Raw genomic sequence first — 23,417 nt, 5'->3', positions numbered from 1 at the left:
CGTATGAACGGACCCTTCAGCTGTTTCACGGGAGCTTCAGAGCGCGGCGCGGAGGACCGTCTCGAGCGGCGTCGACGGGCGTCCGATGAGCCGCTGCAGGTCGCCGCTGGTGATGTCGAGGACCCCGGTCGCGATGCCCGCGTCGGCGTCGGCGAGGACCGCGGCGGCCGGGGCGGGCAGTCCGACGGACTCGAGGACACCCTGGTACTCCGCGACCGGCAGGTTCCGATATTCGACGGGCTTGCCGGTGACGTTCGAGATGGCCTGGGCCAGTTCGGGGTACGACACGTGCTCGTCGCCGCCCAGCTCGTACACCTTGCCGGCCTGGTTCTCGTCGGAGGTCAGCACGACGGCGGCGGCCTCGGCGTAGTCGGCGCGGGCCGCACCCGACACCCTGCCCTCGCCCGCGCTGCCGACGAGGACGCCGCGCTCGGCGGTGCCGGCCAAGTCGTTGGTGTAGTTCTCCCAGTACCAACCGTTGCGCAGCAGCGCGTGGTCGATGCCGGACTCGGTGAGCAGACGCTCGGTCACCTGATGCTCCTGCGCGAGCTGGAGGGTGTTGTTCGGCGCGTCCGGGATGGACGTGTACGCGACGAAGCCGACGCCGGCGGCCTTCGCGGCGTCGATGATGTTGGTGTGCTGCGGCACCCGCGCACCCACCTCGCTGCCGGAGACGAGCAGCAGCTTGTCGACCCCGGCGAGGGCGGTCTCGAGCGCGGGCCGGTCGGCGTAGTCGGCGGTGCGCACCTGGACGCCCCGGGCCGCGAGGTCGGCGGCCTTCTCCGGGTTGCGAACGACGGCGACGACGTCGGCTGCGGCGACACCGCGACGCAGCAGGGCGTCGACGGCGAGGCGGCCGAGGTGTCCGGTGGCACCGGTGACGGCGATGGTCATGAGAACTCCCGAGGTTGAACCTTCAATGCTTCGTTCGCCCTCCATGATGCACTTATTTTTCGTAAGTGCAACCGTTTGCGTCAGCACTGATCGTTTGGCAGGTAGTAACCTCGGGTACGTGAACAGCCCGGACCAGCACTTCGACGACCCGACCCTCGAGGCCGACGTCTTCGCCCGCAACTGCCATTCGCGGAGCGCGCTGCTCAACGTCACCGGGCGTTGGGGCACGCTCGCGCTGGCCGCGCTGGCCGAGGGCCCGTTCCGGTTCGGCGCGCTGCGCCGGCGGGTGGACGGGGTGAGCGAGCGGATGCTGGCGCAGACGCTGCAGCAACTCGAGCGCGACGGTCTGGTGCACCGCGAGGTCCGCGAGACCATCCCACCGAACGTCGAGTACAGCCTCACCCCTCTCGGCGAGGAGATCGCCGAGCGTCTCACCGGCCTGATCGATCTGCTCGAATCGCACATGCCGGACATCTACGCGGCCCAGAATCGGTACGACGCACGCTGACCGACGACGACGGGGGTGGCCATGCCGAGCCTGACCAGTAGGGCCATGCCCTTGGCGATCGCGGTGCTGGGCCGACGCCGGCCGAGCGCCGACGACATCCGCAGGGAGATCGCGGCGCTGCAGGTCAAGCCGAAGCCGTTCACGCCGCCGTCGTCACTGGGGCGCACCCTCGACGTCACGGCGTCCACCTCGGCGGCGGGGTGGCCGGTGTTCACGGTGACCCCGCGCGGGGTGGCCCCGTCGTCGCGGGTGCTGTACCTGCACGGCGGCGCCTACATCCGGGAGATCACCCGGCACCACTGGAAGCTGGTGGGGCAGTTGGCGTCCGCGGGCGCCTCGGTGACGGTGCCGATCTATCCGGTGGCGCCGCGCGGGACGGCGTCACACGTGGTGGCGGCGTCGGCGGATCTCGCGGAGCAGTTGGCGAAGTTCGACGAGCCGCTGGTGATCGCGGGCGACTCGGCGGGCGGCGGACTCGCGCTCGCGGTGGCCCTCGCGCTGCGCGACCGCGGCACCGCCTCCCCCGCCCACACCGCGCTGATCTCGCCCTGGCTGGACGCGACCGGAGAGCATCCGGAGATCCGCGAGATCGCCCCGCGGGATCCGTGGCTGCATCCGGACAGCCTCACCGTGGCCGCCGACGCCTACCGCGGCGAACTGGATCGAGAGCATCCGTGGGTGAGCCCGCTGAACGGCGACCTGGCCGGGCTCGGCCCGATCACCCTCTTCACCGGCACCCGCGACATCCTCAACGTCGACGCCCGCCGCTTCCGGCCGCTGGCGTCCGACGCCGGGATCTCGCTCGACTTCCACGAGGCGCGCGAGATGATCCACGTCTACCCGCTGCTCCCGATCCCGGAAGGCAAGAAAGCCCGCACAATCCTGTGCGGGCTTCTCGCGGACTAGCTCTTCCGGCGGCGAACCGTCAGAAGTTGATCATGTGGCCGGCGAGGCCGTGGATGGCCTCCTGCAGCGCCTCGCTGAGCGTGGGGTGCGTGTGGACGTTGCGGGCCAGCTCGTTGACCGTGAGGTCCCACTTCTGGGCCAGGGTCAGCTCGGGCAGCAGCTCCGAGACGTCGGGGCCGATGAGGTGGCCGCCGAGCAGCTCGCCGTACTTCTTGTCGGCGATCAGCTTGACGAAGCCGTTGGGGTCGCCCAGGCCGTGCGCCTTGCCGTTCGCGGTGAACGGGAAGGTGGCGACCTTGATGTCGTAGCCCTCGGTCTTGGCCTGCGCCTCGGTGAGACCGAAGCTGGCGACCTGCGGCTGGCAGAACGTGGCGCGCGGCATCATCCGGTAGTCGCCCAGCTCCATGGTCTCGGCGCCACCGATGGTCTCGGCGGCGACGACGCCCTGAGCCTCGGCGACGTGCGCGAGCTGCAGCTTGGCGGTGACGTCACCGATGGCGTAGATGCCCGTGACGTTGGTGCGCATGCGCTCGTCGATCGCGATGGCGCCACGGTCGGTGAGCGCGACGCCGGTGTTCTCGAGGCCGTAGCCCTCGACGCGCGGCGCGAAGCCGACGGACTGCATGACCTTGTCGACGGTGACGGTCTCGATCTCGCCGGACTTGTTGTCCTTGATGGAGACGGTGACGTCGGAGCCGTTGTCGACGATCGACTGGACGGCCGCACCGGTCTTGATCTTGACGCCGAGCTTCTTGTAGTGCTTGGCGATCTCCTTGGAGATGTCCTCGTCCTCGTTGGGGAGGGCGCGGTCCAGGAACTCGACGATGGTGACGTCGACACCGTAGTTGGAGAGGACGTAGCCGAATTCCATGCCGATGGCGCCGGCGCCGACGATGACGATCGACTTCGGCAGGTCGCGGGTGAGGATCTGCTCCTCGTAGGTGACGACGTTCTCGCTGAGCGAGGTGCCCGGCAGCAGCTTGGTCACCGAACCGGTGGCGATGATGACGTTGTCGAAGGTCACCGTCTCGGTGGCGCCCGAGCTGAGGGCGACCGAGATGGTCTTGGCATCGACGAACGTGCCACGACCGTCGAACTCGTCGATCTTGTTCTTCTTCATCAGGAAGTGCACGCCCTTGACGCGGCCGTCCGCCACCTTGCGGCTGCGGTCGAACGCTGCGCCGAAGTCGAAGGACACGTCTCCCGAGATGCCGAACACCTTGGCTTCCTTGTGGAAGAGGTGCGCCAGTTCGGCATTGCGGAGAAGAGCCTTGGAGGGGATGCAGCCCACGTTCAGGCAGACACCGCCCCAGTACTTCTCTTCGATGATGGCGGTCTTGAGGCCCAGCTGTGCCGCGCGGATAGCAGCGACGTACCCACCGGGACCGGCTCCGAGGACAACGACGTCATAGTGTGAGGTCACGAGGCCCTAGCGTAGCCCCGCTGCGATTCGATGTCCCGGGTTGGTGCTTACTCGCGAGTAAGGTCACGGATCGCGGCCATGACCCCGAACACACCTGCGACCCCAGCCGCCGGTGGCGACTGGGGTCGGAGGTGCGAATGCGTCAGCTGAACGAGATGGCGCTCCCGAGGTCACCGACGGTGCTACCGCCGAAGACGCTTCCCCGGCTGAGGCTGAGGAAGATGTCGAGCAGGCCCGACATGGAGCCCGTGGCTGCCCCGGTGAACGAACCCATGATGGCGTCCAGATTCATTGCAATCGCCTTTCCTACTGCGCTGGGTGTGTCAGATCAGGAGAGCTCGGTGACGGAACCGAAGTTGACGACGTTTCCGATGACGCCGACCAGAGCAGCGAAGATGGCATCGAGGTTCATGGTTCTTCCTTACTTTCGTGGTGGTTGTGTTGCGTGACAGAGATGGGACTGACTAGCTGAGCTCGGTGACGGAACCGAAGTTGACCAGGTTTCCGATCACACCGATGAGCGCGGCGAAGATGGCGTCAGCGTTCATTGCACTGCCTTTCGGGGGAGATTTGTGTCATGCGTTGTTATTGCTGTGTGATGCTGTTCAGCCCAGGCTGGGACTTCGTCGCGCCGGGGGACCCCGCTACCCCGGATGCACAAAACCCCAAGACATCCCACCCGTTTCGCAGACTGCGCGGCGTGACCGTGGTGTGTCAGCCGCCTGCCTCCCGGTCGGGAAGACGATCGGGTTTATTCGACCGTGATCGAAAGATAAACTAGGTATCGTCGTCTTGTTCGCGTTTTCGTTACACCAACTGGGCAACTGTCCAGGATGCCGGGAAATTCACCCGTCTCCTCACCCCTGGGCCGCGGCGCCCACCACTGGTCCACAACCATCCACAATGGGTCCATGACGCACTCGCCCTCCACTCCCGCGCCGCTCGATGATCCGAACCTCTGGCTCGAGGACGTCACCGGCGACGACGCCCTCGCCTGGGTTCGTGAGCACAACGACAAGACCGTGGCCGACTTCGCCGGCACCACCGCGTTCGAGCAGCTCGAGTCGAAGGTTCGCGCGATCCTCGACACCGACGCGCGCATCCCCTACTCGCGCCGCCGCGGCGAGTACCTCTACAACTTCTGGCGCGACGCCGAGCACGTGCGCGGCCTGTGGCGCCGCACCACGATGGACCAATTCCGCAGCGACGCACCCGAATGGGAGATCCTCGTCGACGTCGACGAGCTCGCCGACCGCGAGGGCGAGAACTGGGTGTGGTCTGGCGCGCAGGTGCTGCGCCCCGAACAGCACCTTGCACTGATCAGCCTCTCCCGCGGCGGGGCCGACGCCGTCGTCGTGCGCGAATTCGACCTCGAATCACAGACCTTCAAGGACGCCGCCGACGGCTTCCGTATCGAGGAGGCCAAGACCGACATCGGCTGGATCGACTCCGAGAACGTCTTCGTCGGAACCGATTTCGGCGACGGCACGCTCACCGACTCGGGCTACCCGCGACTGGCGAAGCGGTGGCGCCGCGGCACGCCGCTGGCCGACGCCGTCACGGTGTTCGAGGGTGAGCAGACCGACGTCGCGATCTCCGCGTGGCACGACAGCACCCCCGGGTTCGAACGCAGCTTCGTCGAGCGGGCCGTCGACTTCTACACGTCGCAGCGATTCCAGCTCCTCGACGACGGTTCGCTGATCCGCATCGACACCCCGGAGGACGCGCGCATCTCCGCGTACCGGGAGTGGCTGCTGGTGCGTCCGCGCTCCCCGTGGACCGTCGGCGACACCACCTACCCCGCCGGGTCGCTGCTGGCCGCGAAGTACGACGACTTCCTCGTCGGATCCCGCGAGCTCACCGTGTTGTTCGAGCCCGACGAGCACACGTCGCTCGAGCAGTACTCGTGGACCAGAAACCACCTGCTGATGGTGACGCTCTCCGACGTCCAGTCCCACGTCCACGTCCTCACCCCCGGCGAGAACGGCTGGGAGACAAGCCCGCTCGAGGGGCTGCCGGAGCTGACGTCGACCGAGATCATCGACACCGATCCGCGCGAGGGCGACGACTTCTTCCTCAACTCCAGCGGCTACCTCACCCCGGCGACGCTGTTCTCCGGCACCGTCGGCGGCCCGCTCGAGGCGCTCAAGTCGGCGCCGGCCTTCTTCGACACCACCGGGCTGGCCGTCGCGCAGCACTTCGCCGAATCCGCCGACGGCACCCGCATCCCCTACTTCGTGGTGCGGCGCGAGGGCGCACCGGCCGGGCCGACGCTGCTGTACGGCTACGGCGGCTTCGAGAACTCGATGACCCCCGGCTACAGCGGCATCAACGGCACCGCGTGGCTGCAGCGCGGCGGCACCTACGTGGTCGCCAACATCCGCGGCGGCGGCGAGTACGGACCCCAGTGGCACACCCAGGCGGTGCGCGCGGGCCGGCACAAGGTGCACGAGGACTTCGCCGCGGTGGCCCGCGACCTCGTCGCCCGCGGCATCACCACGCCCGAGCAGCTGGGCGCGCAGGGCGGCAGCAACGGCGGCCTGCTGATGGGCATCATGCTCACCAAGTACCCGGAGTTGTTCGGCGCCATCGTCTGCCAGGTGCCGCTGCTCGACATGAAGCGCTACCACCTGTTGCTCGCGGGCGCGTCGTGGATGGCCGAGTACGGCGACCCCGACAACGCCGACGACTGGGCGTTCATCTCCGAGTACTCGCCGTACCAGAACACCAGCGCCACAGCGGTGTATCCGCCGATCCTCATCGCCACCTCCACCCGCGACGACCGCGTCCACCCCGGACACGCCCGCAAGATGGCGGCCCGGCTCGAGGCGGAGGGCCACGACGTCCACTACTACGAGAACATCGAGGGCGGGCACGGCGGCGCCGCCGACAACGCGCAGGCCGCGTTCAAGTCGGCGCTCACCTACACGTTCCTGTGGGACAAGCTGGCCCGATGAGCGCCCGACGTCGTCTCGGCGCGGTCACCGTTCTCGCCGCCGCCGCGCTGCTCGGTCTCGCGCCCACCGCCACGGCGGGCGGCATCCCGAATTCGGCTGCCGTGCAGCCGGCGTCGGGCGCGCACGTCACCCGGGTCGAGAACATCACCGACCGCTGGGTGCGGGTATTCGTGTACTCGCCGGCGATGCGCTCGGAGCAGGAGGTGCAGGTGCTGCTGCCGCGCGACACGTCGGTGCCGCGTCCGAGCCTGTACCTGCTCGACGGCCGGTCCGCCGCCCCCGGCATGAGCACGTGGACCACGCAGGGCGACGCCGTGGAGTTCTTCGAGGACAAGCCGGTGAACGTCGTTCTGACCACCGGCGGCCGCGCCGGCTACTTCACCGACTGGGACCGGACCGACCCGGTCCTCGGCACCAACAAGTGGGAGACGTTCCTGACCGGAGAGCTGCCCCCGCTGATCGACGACCGGTTCGGCGGCAACGGCATCCGGTCGATTGCCGGACTGTCTATGGGCGCCCAGTCCGCGATGATGCTGGCCATGCGCTCGCCCGGCCTGTACCGCGGCGTCGCCGCCTACAGCGGCTGCTACGAATCGGCCACGCCCCTGGGCCAGGCGCAGATGGCGTCGACCGTGACGATCGAACGCGGCGGCATCGAGAACATGTGGGGACGGTTCGACGACCCACAGTGGGCCGAGCACGACGTCCTCCTGGGCGCCGAGAAGCTGCGCGGCACCACGCTGTACGTCTCCGCGGGCACCGGGCTGCCCGGGCCCTACGAGACCCTCGACGACCCGGACTTGGTTGCCCACGTGGTGCGGGGCGGGCCGGTGGAGGCCGCCAGCAACTACTGCACCCGCCGGCTCGACGACCGTCTGCGCACACTCGGCATCCCGGCCACGGTCGTCTACAACCCGGTGGGCGTGCACTCGTGGGCGTACTGGCGCGAAGAGCTGGCCAGGTCGTGGCCGACGCTCGCTGCGTCACTGGACATCTGACACCCCGGACGACGAAAGGCGGCCCCGGCGCAATTGCGCGGGGGCCGCCTCTCGAAGCTTGGGGTGGAGACTAGCTCAGCGAGCTCAGCGAGCTGGTGTCCAGCGAGCCGGAAGCTGCTCCGCCGCCGGCGCTGCCCGAGCTGAGGCTGTTGAGCGCAGACACGAGGGCCTTGACGGCATCGAGGATGGCGATGATCTCAGACGAACCCATGGGGACTCCTGCAATTGCTTGTGGTGGTACGCCCCTGATCGAAGCGCTGCGGTCAATATAACGGTGCGGATACAGGAATGCACCGGATTGACGCATTAACACGGGATGAAAATCGAGGGTGAGATCAACCGAGGTCACGGATCCACTCGGCGATCCGGTCCACGGTGGTGTCCGGGGTGCTGATCCAGCCGTTGTGCCCCAACGGTTCGGGTTGGTGCCACGTGGTGACCTCCGACCCCGACAATTTGTCCAAAAGGTTGACCGAGGCACTGCGCGGGGCCAGGTCGTCGCCCTCGATCGAAATCGACAGCACCGGCAGTTTCAGCCGTCCGATCCGCTCCTCGTAGTCGATGTCCGCGCCCGCCGGTTCGATGCGCCCGCTGCGCGCGAACCGCGACCAGTCCGAGATCAGCACCCGCGACTGCCGGCCGAAGCCGCCCACGTCCAACCGGTCCCCCGGCCAGAACCCGGCGACGCTCGCGGTGATCGACATCGCCGCCGAGCCCAGCAGCACACCCGGAGAACGGGTTCCGGGAAATCCTCGGTAATAGGGCGAACCGGACGCCACCAGGATCAGTCCGCCCAGCCGGCCCCGGATCCGCGCCGCATACATCGCCCCGAGTTGCCCGCCCATGCTGTGCCCCAGCAGGAACGGCGTGCTGGCGTCGAACCGCTCCCGGACCACCTCGAACATCGCCGGCAGGTCCACCGACACCAGCTCCTGGTAGCCGAACGTGCTCGACGCGCTCGGCCGCGGACGGCTGTCCCCCTGCCCGCGTAGCTCGCACGTGGCCGCGCAGAAGCCGTGGTCGACAATCGAATTGGCGAACCTGTCGTAGAAGGCGCCGGGGATGCCCAGCCCCGGGACGATCACCACGACGGGCGCGCCCTCGGGTCCGGGGAACAGCCGGACCGGCGTCGTCGTCCCGTCGGGCATCTGGATCGGCACGGTCTCCACCACGAGTTCGAGCCTATGCCCCGGCGATGCGTCGGGCCCGTCATTCGGCACTCCCACCGCTCACTACGCGACGTCACACACTTTTTCCCGGCATCACACACCCGTTCCGTGCGCAAAACGTGTGTGACCCTGGCAGAAGGTGTGTGGTGTGGACCGGACCGCGCGACACCACCCCGAGACGAAAGATCAGGGTGCAGATCCGGGGGAATCCCGATGGTGCCGTGGCCCGCCGCGAACCAGACTCGATGTCATGACCTTCGACAGCGAATCGCCCCGCCCGTTCGTCCGCTCCAGCAGCCAGCGCATGCTCTCCGGCGTGTGCGGCGGCATCGCCGACTACTTCGGCATCGACGTCAACCTGGTCCGCGTCGCCGCCGTCGTCGGCGCGTTCGTCTCGTTCGGCACCGTCGCACTGATCTACCTCGCGGCCTGGATGATCATGCCCAGCGAGTGAGGCAGAAATGCGAGAAGCCCGGGACACCGTGAAGGTGTCCCGGGCTTCTTCGTCTTACCTGAGCTCAGGCGTTCCGATCGTCAGATCAGAAGTCCATGCCGCCCATGCCACCGGTCGGGTCGCCCATCGGAGCAGCGGCCTTCTCCGGCTTGTCGGCGACGACAGCCTCGGTGGTCAGGAACAGAGCCGCGATGGACGCAGCGTTCTGCAGCGCCGAGCGGGTGACCTTGACCGGGTCGTTGATGCCCGCGACCAGCAGGTCCTCGTACACACCGGTGGCGGCGTTCAGGCCGCTGCCGGCGGGCAGGTTGCGAACCTTCTCCGCGACGACGCCGGGCTCGAGGCCGGCGTTGAACGCGATCTGCTTCAGCGGAGCCTCGAGGGCAACCTTGACGATGTTGGCACCGGTGGCCTCGTCGCCCTCCAGCTTCAGGTCGTCCAGGACCGGAGCGGCCTGCAGCAGCGCCACGCCACCACCGGCGACGATGCCCTCTTCGACGGCAGCCTTCGCGTTGCGGACGGCGTCCTCGATGCGGTGCTTGCGCTCCTTGAGCTCCACCTCGGTGGCAGCGCCGGCCTTGATGACAGCAACGCCACCGGCCAGCTTGGCCAGGCGCTCCTGCAGCTTCTCGCGGTCGTAGTCCGAATCCGACGCCTCGATCTCGGCGCGGATCTGATTGACGCGACCGGCGATGGCGTCGGCGTCGCCGGCACCCTCGACGATGGTGGTCTCGTCCTTGGTGACGACGACCTTGCGGGCGCGGCCCAGCAGCTCGATGCCGGCGGTCTCCAGGGACAGGCCGACCTCTTCGCTGACGACCTCGCCACCGGTGAGGATGGCGATGTCGGCGAGCTGCGCCTTGCGGCGGTCACCGAAGCCCGGAGCCTTGACGGCGACGGACTTGAAGGTGCCACGGATCTTGTTGACGACCAGGGTCGACAGGGCCTCGCCCTCGACGTCCTCGGCGATGATCAGCAGCGGCTTGCCGGCCTGGATGACCTTCTCCAGCAGCGGCAGCAGGTCCTTGACCGTGGAGATCTTGGAGCTGACCAGCAGGATGTACGGATCCTCAAGGACCGCTTCCTGACGCTCGGCGTCGGTCGCGAAGTACAGCGAGATGTAGCCCTTGTCGAAGCGCATGCCCTCGGTGAGCTCGAGCTGCAGGCCGAAGGAGTTGGACTCCTCGACGGTGATGACGCCTTCCTTGCCGACCTTGTCCATCGCCTCGGCGATGAGCTCGCCGATGGTGGAGTCGCCAGCCGAGATACCGGCGGTGGCAGCGATCTGCTCCTTGGTCTCGACCTCCTTGGCGGTGTCGAGCAGCTTGGCGGTGACGGCCTCGACGGCCTTCTCGATGCCGCGCTTCAGACCCAGCGGGTTGGCGCCGGCAGCGACGTTGCGCAGGCCCTCGCGGACGAGCGCCTGAGCCAGGACCGTAGCCGTCGTGGTGCCGTCACCAGCGACGTCGTCGGTCTTCTTGGCGACCTCCTTGACCAGCTCGGCGCCGATCTTCTCGTAGGGGTCCTCGAGCTCGATCTCCTTGGCGATGGAAACACCGTCGTTGGTGATCGTGGGAGCGCCCCACTTCTTCTCCAGCACGACGTTGCGACCCTTGGGTCCCAGCGTCACCTTGACGGCGTCAGCGAGGCTGTTCAGGCCACGCTCGAGGCCGCGACGTGCCTCTTCGTCGAACGCGATGATCTTGGCCATTGCGAAGTGATCCTCCGGATTGGGGGGTGACACACAGAGCGATCACTCGTCGGATCGCCCCATTTACGCTTCCGGCCAGGCTCGGTGCCCGCGACGGACGACCAGGGGTGTCTAGGTACCCGGTCTCACCGTCCCGACCTGGCACTCACGTGTCGCGAGTGCCAAGTGCCTTTTTAGCACTCGAGGAAGGTGAGTGCAACGTTCGGGAGGGGGCTCCGCCGGTCACGAATGAGGCGTCCGATCGTTACCGCCCGAGGCAGGTCTGCCCGGTCTTCAGATTCCATGCGAACGACAGCGGACCCATGCAGTTGACGCCGCTCTGCTCGGCGGTCGCACCCGAGCCCCAGCCGGCGATCGCGAACGTCGCGTAGCCGTCGTCGGCCCACGAGTGCGCGATGCCGCCGCCGATCGCCAGCGCGAGCGACTGACCGTTGCCGCGCGACGCGCTCAGCGCGGTGCCGAAACCGGTCGCGAGGCTGTTCGACGAGCCGATGTCCTGCGCGACGGAGACGGCGGTGCCGCTGTCCATCGCGGCCGAGCGGGCGACGCCCTGCTCGAAGGCCTGCGCGCCACAGCTGGCGAACTCCGAGACCTGGATGTCGTTGGGCGCCATCGGCGACGTGCACACGACGGGCGCGGCCGACGCGGATCCCGCACCGATCAGCGAAATGCCTGCTGCCAGACCGATTCCCGCGACGGCGGCGGCCGCCGTCCGAGTCATCCGTCGACCGAGGTTCGAGATCGCACCGAAGCGGGAAATGGTCGACATGCAGACTCCTTCACGAGCGGGAAAGCAGAGAGCTGAGCGTGCCCGGAACAGTACCCGCCGAGGTCCGAGTTGCCCGGGATTTCGATAGCAGGCCGAAGAAGCTCGGCGCGTCACCCCAGCCGATCGAGCAGCGCCGGCAGATCCGCGACCGAATCGATGACGTGATCGGGCCGATCCACCGCCAGATCGAGCACCGGCTGACGGAACTTGCCGGTGCGCACCAGCACCCCCGCCATGCCCACCCGCTGCGCCGGCAGCACGTCGCTGCGGAAGTCGTCGCCCACCATCACCGTCGCCGCCGGGTCCGCCCCCATCAGTTCGGCCGCGGTGAGGAATCCCGCGAGCGACGGCTTGCCCACCGACACGATGCGCGAGCCCGACGCGTCCTCGAGCCCGGGCAGATACGCGCCGGTGTCCAGCCGCAGCCCGTCCACCTCCGACCACATCAGCGCGCGATGCATCGCGACCACCGGCACCCCCGAGACCATGAAGTCCAGCACCCGGCTGAGCGCCTGGTGCGTGAACTCCGGACCCGCGCCGCCGATCACCACCACCTGCGGGTCGACGTCGTCGAACTCGACGTCCGGCATGTCGGCGCGGATGTCGCCGTGATTGAGCAGCAGCACCCGCGCCCCCGGATACGTGGACCGCAGGTACTCGGTGGTGAGCCGCGCGGCCGTCACGATCTCCTCGGGCCGGACGTCGAAGCCGGCCGCATCGAGCGACGACGCGATCTCGTCGCAGGTCCGGGACGTCGTGTTGGTGAGGAACGCGCGCGGGCCGCCGCGTCGGCGCACCTCCGCGAGCGCCTCCACGGCCCCCGGCACCGGCCGCCAGGAGGTGACGAGCACCCCGTCGATGTCGAACAGCACGCCCTCGACCCCGGTCATGATTCCGAGGGTAACCAGCGCGACCGGTCCGTGCCGCGGACCGCGGCGACCTGCCGGAAAAGTGACCTGCTGCACAGTGGGCGCTACGATCACCTGGTACGCGTGACCTCCTGTACCACCTAACCCGAAACCGGAGAGCCGACCGTGACGAACACCCTCGAAGCCAGCATCGAGATCGCCGCCACCCCGCAGGACGTGTGGACCATCGTGTCCGACCTGAAGCGGATGGGCGAGTGGAGCCCGCAGTGCCGCAAGATGCGCGTGTCCGGCGAGGTCCGCGAGGGCACCAAGACGTTCAACGTCAACCGCAAGGGCCTGCTGGTGTGGCCCACGACGTCCAAGGTCATCCGCTTCGAGCCGAACAAGGCGATCGCGTTCCGGGTCAACGAGAACCGCACCATCTGGTCGTACACGCTCGAGGCCACCGAGACCGGCACCCGCGTCGTCGAACGCCGTGAAGCGCCCACCGGCACCAGCCAGCTGTCGCAGTTCCTGATCAAGACCGTCCTCGGCGGCGCCGAGGCGTTCGAGGCGGACATGATCGTCGGCATGAACGCGACCCTCGCCCGCATCAAGAGCGAGGCCGAAGCTCTCGCCGTCGGCTCTCGGTAGCACATGGCGACCCACCGGTTCTCGGTGGTCACGTAACCTGAGTCAGCACGAGCGGCATTCGCCGCCGTCACACCCGAACAGGTAAGAGGAGCTCGTGGCACGTCGACCGACACCCCCTGGCACCCCCCAGCCCACCGGCGTCGGCCACGTCATCGGCCTCGTCAAGGCTGCCGTTCCGCCGCTGCACCCGGCCGGCCTGCCGTTCGTGCTGACCCCGCTCGCGGTCGCCGCGGTGGGACGCAACCGCAAGTGGGTCCGCCGCGCCGGGCTCGCCTCCGCGGCCGCGTGCGCCACGTTCTTCCGGCACCCGCACCGGGTGCCGCCGAACCGCCCCGGCGTCGTCGTGGCACCGGCCGACGGTGAGGTCGCGCTCGTCGACAGCGCCGTGCCGCCCGCCGAACTCGGCATGGGCGATCAGCCGCTGCCGCGCGTGAGCATCTTCCTGTCGGTGCTCGACGTGCACGTCCAGCGCACCCCGGTCGCCGGACTGGTCAAGAAGGTCGTGCACCAGCCCGGCCAATTCCTGTCCGCCGACCTGGCCGACGCCAGCGAGGTCAACGAGCGCAACAGCATGCTGCTCGAGACGCCCGACGGCCACGACATCGCCGTCGTGCAGATCGCCGGCCTGCTCGCCCGCCGCATCGTGTGCGACGCCAAGGAGGGCGACAAGCTCACCATCGGCGACACGTACGGACTCATCCGGTTCGGCTCCCGGGTCGACACGTACTTCCCCGCAGGAACCACGCTGCTCGTCGAGCGTGGCCAGCGCACCGTGGGCGCCGAGACCGTCCTCGCGCAGCTGTCGTGAGACCGGCCCGCCCGAGCGGACGCAACGCCGTCCGATTACTGCCGAGCATGATCACGATCCTCGCGCTGTGCAGCGGGCTGTCGGCGGTCAAGTTCGCGCTCGACGGTGAACTGGGGACTGCGCTCGCCATGATCGGAGCCGCGGCCGTCCTCGACTCGCTCGACGGCCGCATCGCCCGCATGCTCGACGCCACCAGCAAGCTCGGCGCCGAACTCGACTCGCTGGCCGACGCCATCTCGTTCGGCGTCGCGCCCGCGCTCGTGCTGTACGTGACGCTGCTCGACGGCAACAATTTCGGCTGGATCATCGCGCTGCTGTTCGCGGTGAGCATCGTGCTGCGGCTGGCCCGGTTCAACACCCTGCTCGACGACGACACCGTGCCGGCCTACACGAAGGACTTCTTCGTCGGCGTGCCCGCCCCGGCCGGCGCGTTGATCGCGCTCACGCCCCTCGCGGTCTACATCCAGTGGGGCGACGGCTGGTGGTCGTCGATCGGCGTCGTCACCGTGTGGACGCTGCTGTCGGCGGCGCTCATCGTCAGCCGTATCCCCACCCTCGCGATGAAGTCGGTGTCGGTGCCTGGGCACATGGCTGCCGCGCTCTTGGTGCTGGTCGCGCTCGGCGCCGCCGCGCTCGTCACCTACCCGTACATCCTGCTGATGGTGCTCGTCGGCGCGTACCTCGCGCACATCCCGTTCGCGATCCACTCGCAGCGTTGGGTCGCCGCCCGCCCCGAGACCTGGGACATCAAGCCGTCCGAGCGGCGCGCCATCCGCCGCTCCCCCAACGGCAACCGCCGCTCTGCCGCCCGCCTGGGCCTGCGCCGCCCGCGATGACTTCCCGCGTTTTGCGCACTTAGCGCGGGAATCCCGGCCCCCTTCTCGCGTTTTGCGCACTTAACGCGAGGGGCGGGGCCGGGTTTTCGCGTTTTGCGCACTTGTCGCGACGGGTCAGAGGAGTCGAGGCCGGCCACTGCGGGCTTGTAGGAAGGCGCCGTAGATCTCGTCGATCACCGCGTTCGGGTTCACCATCATTTCCTTGGTGACGAAGTGGATCTGCCAGCCGGCCTTCCGGAGCTTGTTCTGCCGGATCCGGTCCCGCGCCAACGCCGAGCGCTGCCCGTGCCACTCCCCGTCGTACTCGACGACCAGGCGCTCCTCCTCGAACGCGAAGTCGACGCGCGCGACGAACTCCCCGTCCGCATAGATGTGCAGCTGCGGCTCCGGGTGCAGTCCGGCGAAGTGCATGCGCACCCGCAGCTCCGACTCGGGTGGGGACTCCGCTCGCGGATCCACCAGCGCCAGCGCCTCGCGTGCCCGCACGATGCCGTGATCGTGCCGGCCCTCGAGATACGACGCCATGCGCGCCTCGGTCGTCAGCTTCGCCCGCAGGATCCTGTCGACGTCCGCGACCGCGCGGATCAGCGGCCCCGTCGAGAGCACGTCGAACGTCATGCGTTCGGGGCGGGCGATCGCGATCTGCTCCCACGGCTCGTGGTCGCCGGCGTCGATCGCGACGCGTCGAACGTTCAATCCCGGACGCCGGTTGACCCGGCATCCGGGGAGCGCGATGGCGTCCACCGGATCCGACGCCGACGCCAGATCGACGCCCCGCACCACCGCCGCCGACCTGCCGGTGAGCACCAGCGTCCCCTCTCCGGTGAGCGCGGCCGCCCTGCACCGCAGTTCGTGGCTGACGCGCACACCGTTCGGGCAGTAGACGCCGCGGAACAGTCGGCGCACCCGCGGCCCCCGCAGCTCCGACGGGCGCAGCGCTCCCTCACGGACGGCATCGCGTCCGACGAACACCTCGGGCAGTTCGGGTCTCTTCCTCCTCATGACCGATCACGGTGCCCTACCGCGCCGACCGCTCCCCCACCGAAACCGGCCCGAACCCCGAGTTATCCACAGCCTCCACGCTTCTCCACAGCCCGCCCCCTTCGCGTTTTGCGCACTTATCGCGAGAAACCCGACCCCGGAACTCGCGATAAGTGCGCAAAACGCGGGGGTGAGGGGCGCGCGGGCGCGATAAGTGCGCAAAACGCGGGGAGACAGGGGACGCGACGGGTCGCACTAGGCTGGACGGCGTGACCTCACCCGAACTGACGCTCACGGTCCGGCTCAACACGTCCGCCGCGGACGCCCGACGCGGGGTGGTGCGCCTGCACCCGGAGGCGCTCGCGGCGCTCGGACTGCGGGAGTGGGACGCGATCTCGCTGATCGGCGCGCGGCGCACGGCCGCGGTCGCCGCCATCGCGCCGGCCGGAACCCCCACCGGGACGGCCCTGCTCGACGACGTCACGCTCTCGAATGCCGGTCTGCGCGAGGACGCGACGGTGGTCGTGGCACCAGTCGCGGTGTACGGCGCGCGCACGGTCACGGTGAGCGGATCCGCGATGGCGCAACAGTCCATCTCCGACGCGACACTGCGGCAGGCGCTGCTCGGCAAGGTCCTCACCGTCGGCGACGCGGTCTCGCTGCTGCCGCGCGACCTCGGCCCGGGCACCAGCACGACGTCTGCCACACAGGCCCTCTCGCGGACCTTCGGCGTCACCTGGACGTCGGAGCTGCTGACCGTCACCGGCGTCGACCCGTCGGGCGGACCGGTGAGCGTGCAACCGAACTCGGCGGTGCGCTGGGGAGCCGGCGTCACGCACGCCACCCCCGCCCCGACGACCACTGCCGCACCGACGGTGATCGAACCGCGGGAGGCCGACGTCGTGCCGGTCGAGGACCTCGTCGGGTCACACGCGCAGGCCGCGAAACTGTCGGAGTGGCTGACCCTCGCCCTCGACGAACCCGAACTGCTGCAGAAGCTCGGCGCCTCACCGCATCTCGGGGTGCTCGTCACCGGTCCGGCCGGTGTCGGCAAGTCGATGCTCGCGCGCTCGGTGCTCGCCAAGCGCCGCGTCGTCGAACTCGACGGTCCGGGTGTCGGTGCGTCCGAGGCACAGTCGCGGCTCGAGCGGGTCACCGCGGCCGTGGACGCCGTCCGCTCCGGCGGCGTGCTGCTCGTCACCGACATCGACGCGCTGCTGCCGGCCACCCGCGAACCCGTCTCGACGCTGATCCTCGACCAGCTGCGCCGCGCCGTCGACACCGAGTCGGTGGCCTTCGTCGCGACCACCGCCCACCCGGAGGGCCTCGACGACCGGCTGCGCGCCCAGGACCTGTGCGACCGGGAACTGTCGCTGTCGCTGCCCGACGGTGCCGGACGCCGCCAGTTCCTCGAACTGCTGCTCCGCAAGGTCCCCACCGTCGACCTCGATCTTCCCGCAATCGCCTCGCGAACACCGGGATTCGTCGTCGCCGACCTGGCCGCGCTGTGCCGGGAGGCGGCCCTGCGCGCCGCGTCCCGCGCGAGTAGCGACAAGGCCGAACCGAAGCTGACACAGGACGACCTGGTGGGCGCGCTCGACGTGATCCGGCCGCTGTCGCGTTCGGGCACCGAGGAACTCGCGATCGGCAGCGTCACCCTCGACGACGTCGGCGACATGATCGAGACCAAACAGGCGCTCACCGAGGCGGTGCTGTGGCCGCTGCAGCACCCCGATTCCTTCGCCCGTCTGGGCGTCGACCCGCCGCGCGGCGTCCTGCTGTACGGGCCGCCCGGCTGCGGAAAGACGTATCTCGTTCGCGCCCTGGCCAGTTCGGGTCAACTCAGCGTGCACGCCGTCAAGGGCGCCGAGCTGATGGACAAGTGGGTGGGCTCGTCCGAGAAGGCGGTGCGCGAATTGTTCCAGCGGGCCCGCGACTCGGCGCCGTCGCTGATCTTCCTCGACGAGGTGGACGCCCTCGCCCCGCGCCGCGGACAGAGCTCCGACTCCGGCGTCTCCGACCGCGTCGTGGCCGCGCTGCTCACCGAACTCGACGGCGTCGAACCGCTGCGCGACGTCGTGGTGCTCGGTGCCACCAACCGGCCCGACCTCATCGACCCCGCGCTGCTGCGCCCCGGCCGGCTCGAGCGCCTGGTGTTCGTGCCGCCGCCGGACGCGGACGCGCGCAAGGAGATTCTGCGGACGTCGGGCAAGTCGGTGCCGCTCGCGGACGACGTCGACCTGACGGACCTGGCCGAGGACCTCGACGGCTACTCCGCCGCCGACTGCTCCGCAGTGCTGCGCGAGGCCGCGCTCGCGGCGATGCGCCGCGACGTCGACGCCGCCGACGTGACGGCAGCCGACGTCGCGGCCGCACGGGAGAAGGTGCGCCCATCGCTGGATCCCGACCAGGTCGCGCACCTCAAGGCCTACGCCGAGAACCGCTGACGCGTAAGAGCTTCCGGCCGCGCTACTGCCAGCGGGCGAGGAGCTCGTTCGCACGGACGGCCAGGGCGGCCTGCAGCAGCGGGCCGAAGCTGACCCGGCCGACCCCGAGGGCAGCGAAGTCGGCCTTCCCGCCGCGCACCGGGTCGGCAATCGCGTTGACGGGCAACGGCAGTGCCGACGTGAGCTGCCGGTACACCTCGTCGCTGTGGAACCCGACCGGGTACAGCACGTCGGCCCCGGCCTCGGCGCACAGGGTGAGCCGGGCGATGGCCCGCTCGACCCGGTCCGCCTCGTCGCCGACCTGCTTGATGAACAGGTCGGTGCGCGCGTTGACGACCATGTGCACGCCGACCGCGTCCGCCGCACTGCGCAGGCCGCCGACGAAGTCCGCGTGCTCCTGCGGCTCGCGCAGCCGGCCGCCCTCGCTGTGCACCGTGTCCTCGATGTTGAGGCCCACCGCGCCGACCTCGACCAAACCGTCGATCAGCTGCTGCGGCTGCAGGCCGTAGCCCGCCTCGATGTCGACGGAGACCGGCAGGTCCACCGCCGCGGTGATCTGCGCGACGCGCGTCGTCAGCTCCGCGAACGACATGCCCTCGTTGTCGGGCCGACCCACCGAGTCGGCGACCGGGTGGCTTCCGACGGTCAATGCCGCGAATCCGGCCCCGGCGGCCAGGTTGGCCGACCATGCATCCCAGACCGTCGGGAGGATCACGGGATTACCGGGCTGGTGCAGTGCCAGCAGAGTGGCTGCCTTCTCGACGATCGGTGCCATGCGTGTTCCTTACCTCGCGGAGTGTCGGGTACCTCGCCGGACGCGCTCTACCGCCGGATGCAGGACGCCTTCGCCTGCTCGACCTGATCGTCGGTCAACGGCGGCGCGGGCAGCGGCGTGCGCTCCGCCCCCTCCGCCCGCATTCCGTCGAGCACCAACGCGAGGTATCGGCGCCAGGCCTCGGGCGCGACCGGTCGGACGAAGTCGATGACGGACTCGACCATCCGACTGACAGTGAACAGGTCGTTGACGGTGACGTCCGGTCGCAGTGCGCCGGCTTCGCGGGCCCGGGCGATCAGCGCCTCGACGACCGGCGTCACGCGCTCGCGGGCGCAGGCGACCTGTTCCCGGCCCTCGTCGCCGGTGAAGAAGACGTCGGCCATGCCGCGGTTGAGCGCCATCTTCTCGCAGGTGAGGGCGACGAAGTCGACAAGCCCCGCCCACGGATCCTCACACTCGAGGGCGGCGGTCGCGCTGTCGGCCAGGTCGTCCATGTGCTGCTGGAACACGCCGTCGACGAGTTCCTGCTTGCAGGTGAAGCGGCGGTAGACGGTGCCGACGCCGACCTTTGCGTGCCGCGCGACGTCGTCGAGCGTGATGTCGATGCCACGGGTCGCGAACAGTTCCGCCGCGGCGTCGAGGATCTTGCGGCGATTGCGCTCGGCGTCGGCGCGCAGTCGGCGACCTTCTGTGACGGTGCTCACGATTTTCATTCTGCCATCCCAGAAATTGCGACATACCCGGACAAACCGCACCGCGCGGAAAAATCAAGTGGAGATATCTCCTCCACTTAGGCGTACGGTGACCTAAGTGGAGCTTACTCCTCCACTTCGATCCGCTTCGGTGACTCAACCCACGACCCACATCCAGAGGGGTTCCTCATGAGCAGCACCACAATCGATCCGCCGGAGACCGTGCCGGAAGAGCAGACGCGAGAGCACCGCCTTCGCTGGCTCGTCCTGGCCGTCATCGGACTGGCCCAACTGATGGTCGTGCTCGACGCCACCATCGTGAACATCGCGCTCCCCGCCGCCCAGAAATCACTCGAGTTCTCCGACGCCGACCGGCAGTGGGTGGTCACCGCCTACGCGCTGGCCTTCGGCAGCCTGCTGCTGCTCGGCGGACGCCTGAGCGACCTGTTCGGCCGCCGCAACACCTTCGTCATCGGCCTCGTCGGCTTCGCCGCGATGTCCGCGGTCGGCGGTGCCGCCGTGAACTTCCCGATGCTGGTCGCCGCGCGCGCCGGACAGGGCGTCTTCGGCGCGCTGCTCGCCCCCGCGGCGTTGTCCCTGCTGTCGGTCACCTTCACCAAGCCCGACGAGCGCGCCAAGGCATTCGGCGTCTTCGGCGCCGTCGCGGGCGCCGGCGGCGCCGTCGGACTGCTCCTCGGCGGCGTGCTCACCGAGTGGGCCTCGTGGCGCTGGAGCCTGTACGTCAACCTGATCTTCGCGGCCGTCGCACTGGTCGGCGCGTTGCTGATGATGGCGCCGCACAAGGCCGAGCACCGGCCTCGGCTCGACATCCCCGGCACGGTCGCGGTGTCCGCCGGGCTGTTCAGCATCGTCTACGGCTTCTCACACGCCGAGTCGCACGGCTGGTCCAACGGCGCCACCATCGCGTGGCTGCTGACCGGCGCGGTCCTGCTGGCGGTATTCGTCGTCATCGAGACCCGCGTCGCGCATCCGCTGCTGCCGCTGCGGGTCGTGCTCGACCGCACCCGCGGCGGGGCCTACCTGGCCATGTTCATCGCCGGCACCGGCATGTTCGCGGTGTTCCTGTTCCTGACCTACTACATGCAGACGGTCCTGCAGTACAGCCCCATTATCACCGGTGTCGCCTACCTGCCGATGGTCGCGGGCATGGTCATCTCGGCAACCACCGCGACCAGCGTGCTACTGCCCCGGTTCGGTCCCCGGCCGCTGATGACCACCGGCCTGACCCTGGTGGCGATCGGCATGGTCCTGCTCGCCCAACTGACCGTGGACAGCACCTACGCGCCGCACATCCTGCCCGGCCTGGTGCTGCTCGGCGTCGGCATGGGCATGGTGTTCGCACCCGGCATGCAGGGCGCGGTCACCGGCGTCCGGCCGGAGGACGCCGGCGTGGCCTCCGCGACGGTGAACACCATGCAGCAGGTCGGTGGCTCGATCGGCACCGCACTGCTCAGCACGATCGCGGCGACCGCCGCCGCGAACTACCTGTCCGACGCGGCCCCGACCCCGCAAGGCCAGGCGCTCGCGGCAGTGCACGGCTACACCACCACGTTCTGGTGGTCGGCCGCGATCTTCGCTGCGGGAGCGGTGATCTCGGCGTTCCTGCTGCCCCGAGGCAAGCTGCCCGCGGCGGCGGGCGACCAGGAGGTTGAGCTCGTGATGGCGCACTGACGTCAACCGGTACATCTGACCGATTCGGCGGCGATCACGCACTGCGTGGTCGCCGCCGGAACGCGTTGCGCGCCAGGTAGCGTCGGGCCGGTGACTCCGACCGTCCGCGCGTATTTGTCCGCCGTCGCCGCCCTGTTCGCCGGGGTGCTCGCGACGTTCGTGCTCGTCAATCCGACTCAGTGGCAGGCGAACTTCAGCGCCTCCGAAGGCCAGCTGAGCAGTTGGAACGAAACCCAGGCGACCGGGGTGGCCGTCGGCTGCGTCCTCGTCGTCGCGGCGTGCGCGGTGCTGCTGCGGGCGGCGTCGACGCGTCCCGCCTGGATCACGACGGTCGTCGCGACGGCCGTGCTGATCGCGGCCCGCCTGACGGTGTCGGGCGTCAGCGATCTGGATCAGTTGACGCTGCTGTACTACGCCAAGTGCCTCGCCGGCGGCGTCCTGCTGGGCGCCACCGTCGCCGCGGTGTGGTCACGTCCCATCGCGCGACTCGTGCTCGTCGGCGCGGTGGGCGCGACGTTCGTCGTCGCGCACACCGCGCACGTGGGCTGGCAGCCGAGCACGTCGGTGCTGGGCGAACCGTTCTGGTGGATCCTGATCCCCGCGCTCGTGCTCGCCGCGGTGTGCACAGTGGTCGACGACGCGGCACCCGGCAACGTCGATCGGGAAACCGTGATCGGGGTGATCGTCGCCGTCGTCACCCTCGCGCTCGCGCACCGACTGCTCGCCGAGTGGATCGAGCGGCAGACCGGTTCGCAGTTCCGGCAGTGGGTCGTCATCGCTTTGTGCCTGGTGCTGGTGGTCGCGCTCACCGAGTTCTGGGCGCGGCGCCTGGACTCGCCGTTCCTGCTCGCGGCCACGGCGGTCGCGGCCGTCACGCCGTTCGTCGCGACGACGCTGTGGTGGGGCCATCTGCGGCTGACGCCGTGGATCCCGGTCGCGATCGGCGTCGTGGCTGTGGCGGCCGGCGTCGCGATCAGCCTGCTGCGGGTCTCACCTCTGGTCGGGCTGGCCGCGCTCGCCGTGATCCCGCTCTTCGCAGCGATCGAACCGACCCCCGACAGCCGGGTCTGGTTCCTCGTCCAGCTCGCAGTCCTCGGACTCGGCATCGGGCTCGTCCTCGGCTCGACGCTCCCCGACCATGCCGCCACCGCCGCACTGGGGCTGGCCATACCGCTGCTGGCGCTGGTGTTCACGACCGGCGTCCGCGTCACGACCGTGTTCGAGACGTTCACCGCGTTCACCCCGGACCGCGTCGACGTCATCGACTACGTGCGCCACGACGCCTACACCGGCAACCACGTCGAGATCGCCCTTCCGCAGACACCCCTCTTCACCCTCGACCGCACCGCCGCCGTCGCGATGCTGCTCGTCGTCGTGTTCTGCGCGCTCGCGATCCGCGGTCTACGCAAGGAGCAGCCCGCCCCGCGCCCGGAGTGAGCGTCAGTCGACCAGATCCAGCTCTCGCAACCGTGCGAAGACGAGGCGCGAACCGGGCGCGGTCTCGGGCATCGCGGCGTACTCGGCCTCGGTGAAGTAGCGGATCTCGGCGACCTCGCTGGTGGGCTTCGGCTCGTCGGTGAGCTCCGCGAGGAAGCACGTCATGTGCAGGTGGGTGCCGGGGCGGTGACCGAACGCGGGCGCCTCGAACACGCCCAGTTCGACGACGGAGCCGTCCACGATCCCGGCGTCGAGCTCCTCGCGCACCTCCCGGTGCAGGGCCTGCTCGGGGGTCTCACCTGGGTCGATCTTGCCGCCGGCCATGTAGAACGCAGTCTTGCCGGCCGAGCGGGCCTGCAGCAACCGGCGGTCACGGATGTGGGCGAGGGCGGCGGTCCGGATCACGGTGGGGTTCTCGTCTGACACCCGTTGGAACGTACTCCCGTCGGGCCCCGCTC

At 69.3% G+C, this 23,417-nt stretch carries 23 protein-coding genes; 11 read left to right on the top strand and 12 right to left on the bottom strand.

Annotated elements, in window-relative coordinates; all coding sequences use genetic code 11:
- Positions 1-36 precede the first annotated feature (36 nt).
- Positions 37-894, bottom strand: a complete 858-nt coding sequence (locus tag LCL87_RS09395) for an SDR family oxidoreductase (protein WP_225018956.1) — start codon at positions 892-894, stop codon at positions 37-39.
- A 118-nt stretch (positions 895-1,012) separates the two neighbouring features.
- On the opposite strand from LCL87_RS09395, the gene LCL87_RS09390 reads away from it, so the two are divergent.
- On the top strand, positions 1,013-1,402 hold the full coding sequence (locus LCL87_RS09390; protein ID WP_225018954.1) for a winged helix-turn-helix transcriptional regulator: 390 nt from the start codon (positions 1,013-1,015) through the stop codon (positions 1,400-1,402).
- Positions 1,403-1,423: 21 nt separating this feature from the next.
- The gene (locus LCL87_RS09385) at positions 1,424-2,308 is read left to right on the top strand and encodes an alpha/beta hydrolase (protein WP_225018952.1); all 885 of its coding nucleotides are present in this window, start codon (positions 1,424-1,426) and stop codon (positions 2,306-2,308) included.
- Positions 2,309-2,327: 19 nt separating this feature from the next.
- Here LCL87_RS09385 and lpdA read toward each other — a convergent pair whose 3' ends face one another.
- Both lpdA and LCL87_RS09375 read right to left on the bottom strand, forming a co-directional pair.
- Positions 2,328-3,731 carry a dihydrolipoyl dehydrogenase gene (gene lpdA / locus LCL87_RS09380; RefSeq protein WP_225018950.1) on the bottom strand — a complete coding sequence of 468 codons (1,404 nt, stop codon included), beginning with the start codon at positions 3,729-3,731 and terminating at the stop codon, positions 2,328-2,330.
- Positions 3,732-3,873: 142 nt separating this feature from the next.
- Entirely contained in the window at positions 3,874-4,023 is a 150-nt protein-coding gene (locus LCL87_RS09375) for a hypothetical protein (RefSeq protein ID WP_225018948.1), read from the bottom strand.
- 619 nt (positions 4,024-4,642) lie between these two features.
- On the opposite strand from LCL87_RS09375, the gene LCL87_RS09370 reads away from it, so the two are divergent.
- The gene (locus LCL87_RS09370) at positions 4,643-6,688 is read left to right on the top strand and encodes a prolyl oligopeptidase family serine peptidase (RefSeq protein ID WP_225018946.1); all 2,046 of its coding nucleotides are present in this window, start codon (positions 4,643-4,645) and stop codon (positions 6,686-6,688) included.
- Entirely contained in the window at positions 6,685-7,686 is a 1,002-nt protein-coding gene (locus LCL87_RS09365) for an alpha/beta hydrolase (RefSeq protein WP_225018945.1), read from the top strand. Before LCL87_RS09370 ends, LCL87_RS09365 begins: the two co-directional genes overlap by 4 nt.
- A gap of 70 nt (positions 7,687-7,756) precedes the next feature.
- Here the strand turns inward: LCL87_RS09365 and LCL87_RS09360 are convergent, their stop codons facing one another.
- Together LCL87_RS09360 and LCL87_RS09355 are read right to left on the bottom strand one after the other, a co-directional pair.
- A complete protein-coding gene (locus tag LCL87_RS09360; RefSeq protein WP_225018944.1) occupies positions 7,757-7,897 on the bottom strand; it encodes a hypothetical protein in 141 nt (46 codons plus the stop codon).
- Positions 7,898-8,021: 124 nt separating this feature from the next.
- A complete protein-coding gene (locus tag LCL87_RS09355; RefSeq protein ID WP_225019258.1) occupies positions 8,022-8,855 on the bottom strand; it encodes an alpha/beta fold hydrolase in 834 nt (277 codons plus the stop codon).
- 250 nt (positions 8,856-9,105) lie between these two features.
- Here LCL87_RS09355 and LCL87_RS09350 point away from each other — a divergent pair, with 250 nt between their 5' ends.
- On the top strand, positions 9,106-9,309 hold the full coding sequence (locus tag LCL87_RS09350; RefSeq protein ID WP_225018943.1) for a PspC domain-containing protein: 204 nt from the start codon (positions 9,106-9,108) through the stop codon (positions 9,307-9,309).
- An 85-nt stretch (positions 9,310-9,394) separates the two neighbouring features.
- On the opposite strand, the gene groL is transcribed toward LCL87_RS09350, so the two are convergent.
- The 3 genes from groL to LCL87_RS09335 form a co-directional block, all read right to left on the bottom strand.
- Positions 9,395-11,020 (bottom strand): chaperonin GroEL, encoded by a 1,626-nt coding sequence (gene groL / locus LCL87_RS09345; RefSeq protein WP_225018942.1) that lies wholly within the window; start codon positions 11,018-11,020, stop codon positions 9,395-9,397.
- A gap of 244 nt (positions 11,021-11,264) precedes the next feature.
- Positions 11,265-11,789, bottom strand: a complete 525-nt coding sequence (locus LCL87_RS09340; RefSeq protein ID WP_225018941.1) for a DUF6764 family protein — start codon at positions 11,787-11,789, stop codon at positions 11,265-11,267.
- Between the two features lie 110 nt (positions 11,790-11,899).
- Positions 11,900-12,679 carry an HAD-IIA family hydrolase gene (locus LCL87_RS09335; protein ID WP_225018940.1) on the bottom strand — a complete coding sequence of 260 codons (780 nt, stop codon included), beginning with the start codon at positions 12,677-12,679 and terminating at the stop codon, positions 11,900-11,902.
- Positions 12,680-12,823: 144 nt separating this feature from the next.
- Between LCL87_RS09335 and LCL87_RS09330 the strand changes: the two genes are divergently transcribed.
- The 3 genes from LCL87_RS09330 to pssA all read left to right on the top strand — a co-directional run bounded on the left by LCL87_RS09330 (position 12,824) and on the right by pssA (position 14,935).
- On the top strand, positions 12,824-13,291 hold the full coding sequence (locus tag LCL87_RS09330) for an SRPBCC family protein (RefSeq protein ID WP_225018938.1): 468 nt from the start codon (positions 12,824-12,826) through the stop codon (positions 13,289-13,291).
- Positions 13,292-13,385: 94 nt separating this feature from the next.
- On the top strand, positions 13,386-14,099 hold the full coding sequence (locus tag LCL87_RS09325) for a phosphatidylserine decarboxylase (RefSeq protein WP_225018936.1): 714 nt from the start codon (positions 13,386-13,388) through the stop codon (positions 14,097-14,099).
- A 47-nt stretch (positions 14,100-14,146) separates the two neighbouring features.
- Complete coding sequence (pssA, locus tag LCL87_RS09320; protein ID WP_225018934.1) at positions 14,147-14,935, top strand: CDP-diacylglycerol--serine O-phosphatidyltransferase; 789 nt, start codon at positions 14,147-14,149, stop codon at positions 14,933-14,935.
- A 114-nt stretch (positions 14,936-15,049) separates the two neighbouring features.
- Here the strand turns inward: pssA and LCL87_RS09315 are convergent, their stop codons facing one another.
- On the bottom strand, positions 15,050-15,937 hold the full coding sequence (locus LCL87_RS09315; protein WP_225018932.1) for a DUF559 domain-containing protein: 888 nt from the start codon (positions 15,935-15,937) through the stop codon (positions 15,050-15,052).
- A 248-nt stretch (positions 15,938-16,185) separates the two neighbouring features.
- On the opposite strand from LCL87_RS09315, the gene LCL87_RS09310 reads away from it, so the two are divergent.
- Entirely contained in the window at positions 16,186-18,363 is a 2,178-nt protein-coding gene (locus tag LCL87_RS09310; RefSeq protein ID WP_225018929.1) for an AAA family ATPase, read from the top strand.
- 22 nt (positions 18,364-18,385) lie between these two features.
- Here the strand turns inward: LCL87_RS09310 and LCL87_RS09305 are convergent, their stop codons facing one another.
- Complete coding sequence (locus LCL87_RS09305) at positions 18,386-19,138, bottom strand: isocitrate lyase/PEP mutase family protein (RefSeq protein WP_225018927.1); 753 nt, start codon at positions 19,136-19,138, stop codon at positions 18,386-18,388.
- Positions 19,139-19,185: 47 nt separating this feature from the next.
- Positions 19,186-19,851 carry a TetR/AcrR family transcriptional regulator gene (locus LCL87_RS09300; protein ID WP_225018925.1) on the bottom strand — a complete coding sequence of 222 codons (666 nt, stop codon included), beginning with the start codon at positions 19,849-19,851 and terminating at the stop codon, positions 19,186-19,188.
- Between the two features lie 168 nt (positions 19,852-20,019).
- On the opposite strand from LCL87_RS09300, the gene LCL87_RS09295 reads away from it, so the two are divergent.
- A complete protein-coding gene (locus LCL87_RS09295) occupies positions 20,020-21,522 on the top strand; it encodes an MFS transporter (protein ID WP_225018923.1) in 1,503 nt (500 codons plus the stop codon).
- A 90-nt stretch (positions 21,523-21,612) separates the two neighbouring features.
- Positions 21,613-22,959: a hypothetical protein gene (locus LCL87_RS09290; protein WP_225018921.1), complete on the top strand. Its 1,347-nt coding sequence runs from the start codon at positions 21,613-21,615 to the stop codon at positions 22,957-22,959.
- A gap of 3 nt (positions 22,960-22,962) precedes the next feature.
- Here the strand turns inward: LCL87_RS09290 and LCL87_RS09285 are convergent, their stop codons facing one another.
- A complete protein-coding gene (locus LCL87_RS09285) occupies positions 22,963-23,385 on the bottom strand; it encodes an NUDIX hydrolase (RefSeq protein WP_225018919.1) in 423 nt (140 codons plus the stop codon).
- Positions 23,386-23,417 lie beyond the last annotated feature (32 nt).

The organism is Prescottella equi, from assembly GCF_020171745.1.
In the GTDB taxonomy this organism is placed as follows: domain Bacteria; phylum Actinomycetota; class Actinomycetes; order Mycobacteriales; family Mycobacteriaceae; genus Prescottella; species Prescottella equi_A.
The sequence above is the reverse complement of the archived record's forward strand: the minus strand, read 5'-3'. Positions and strand labels throughout refer to the sequence as shown.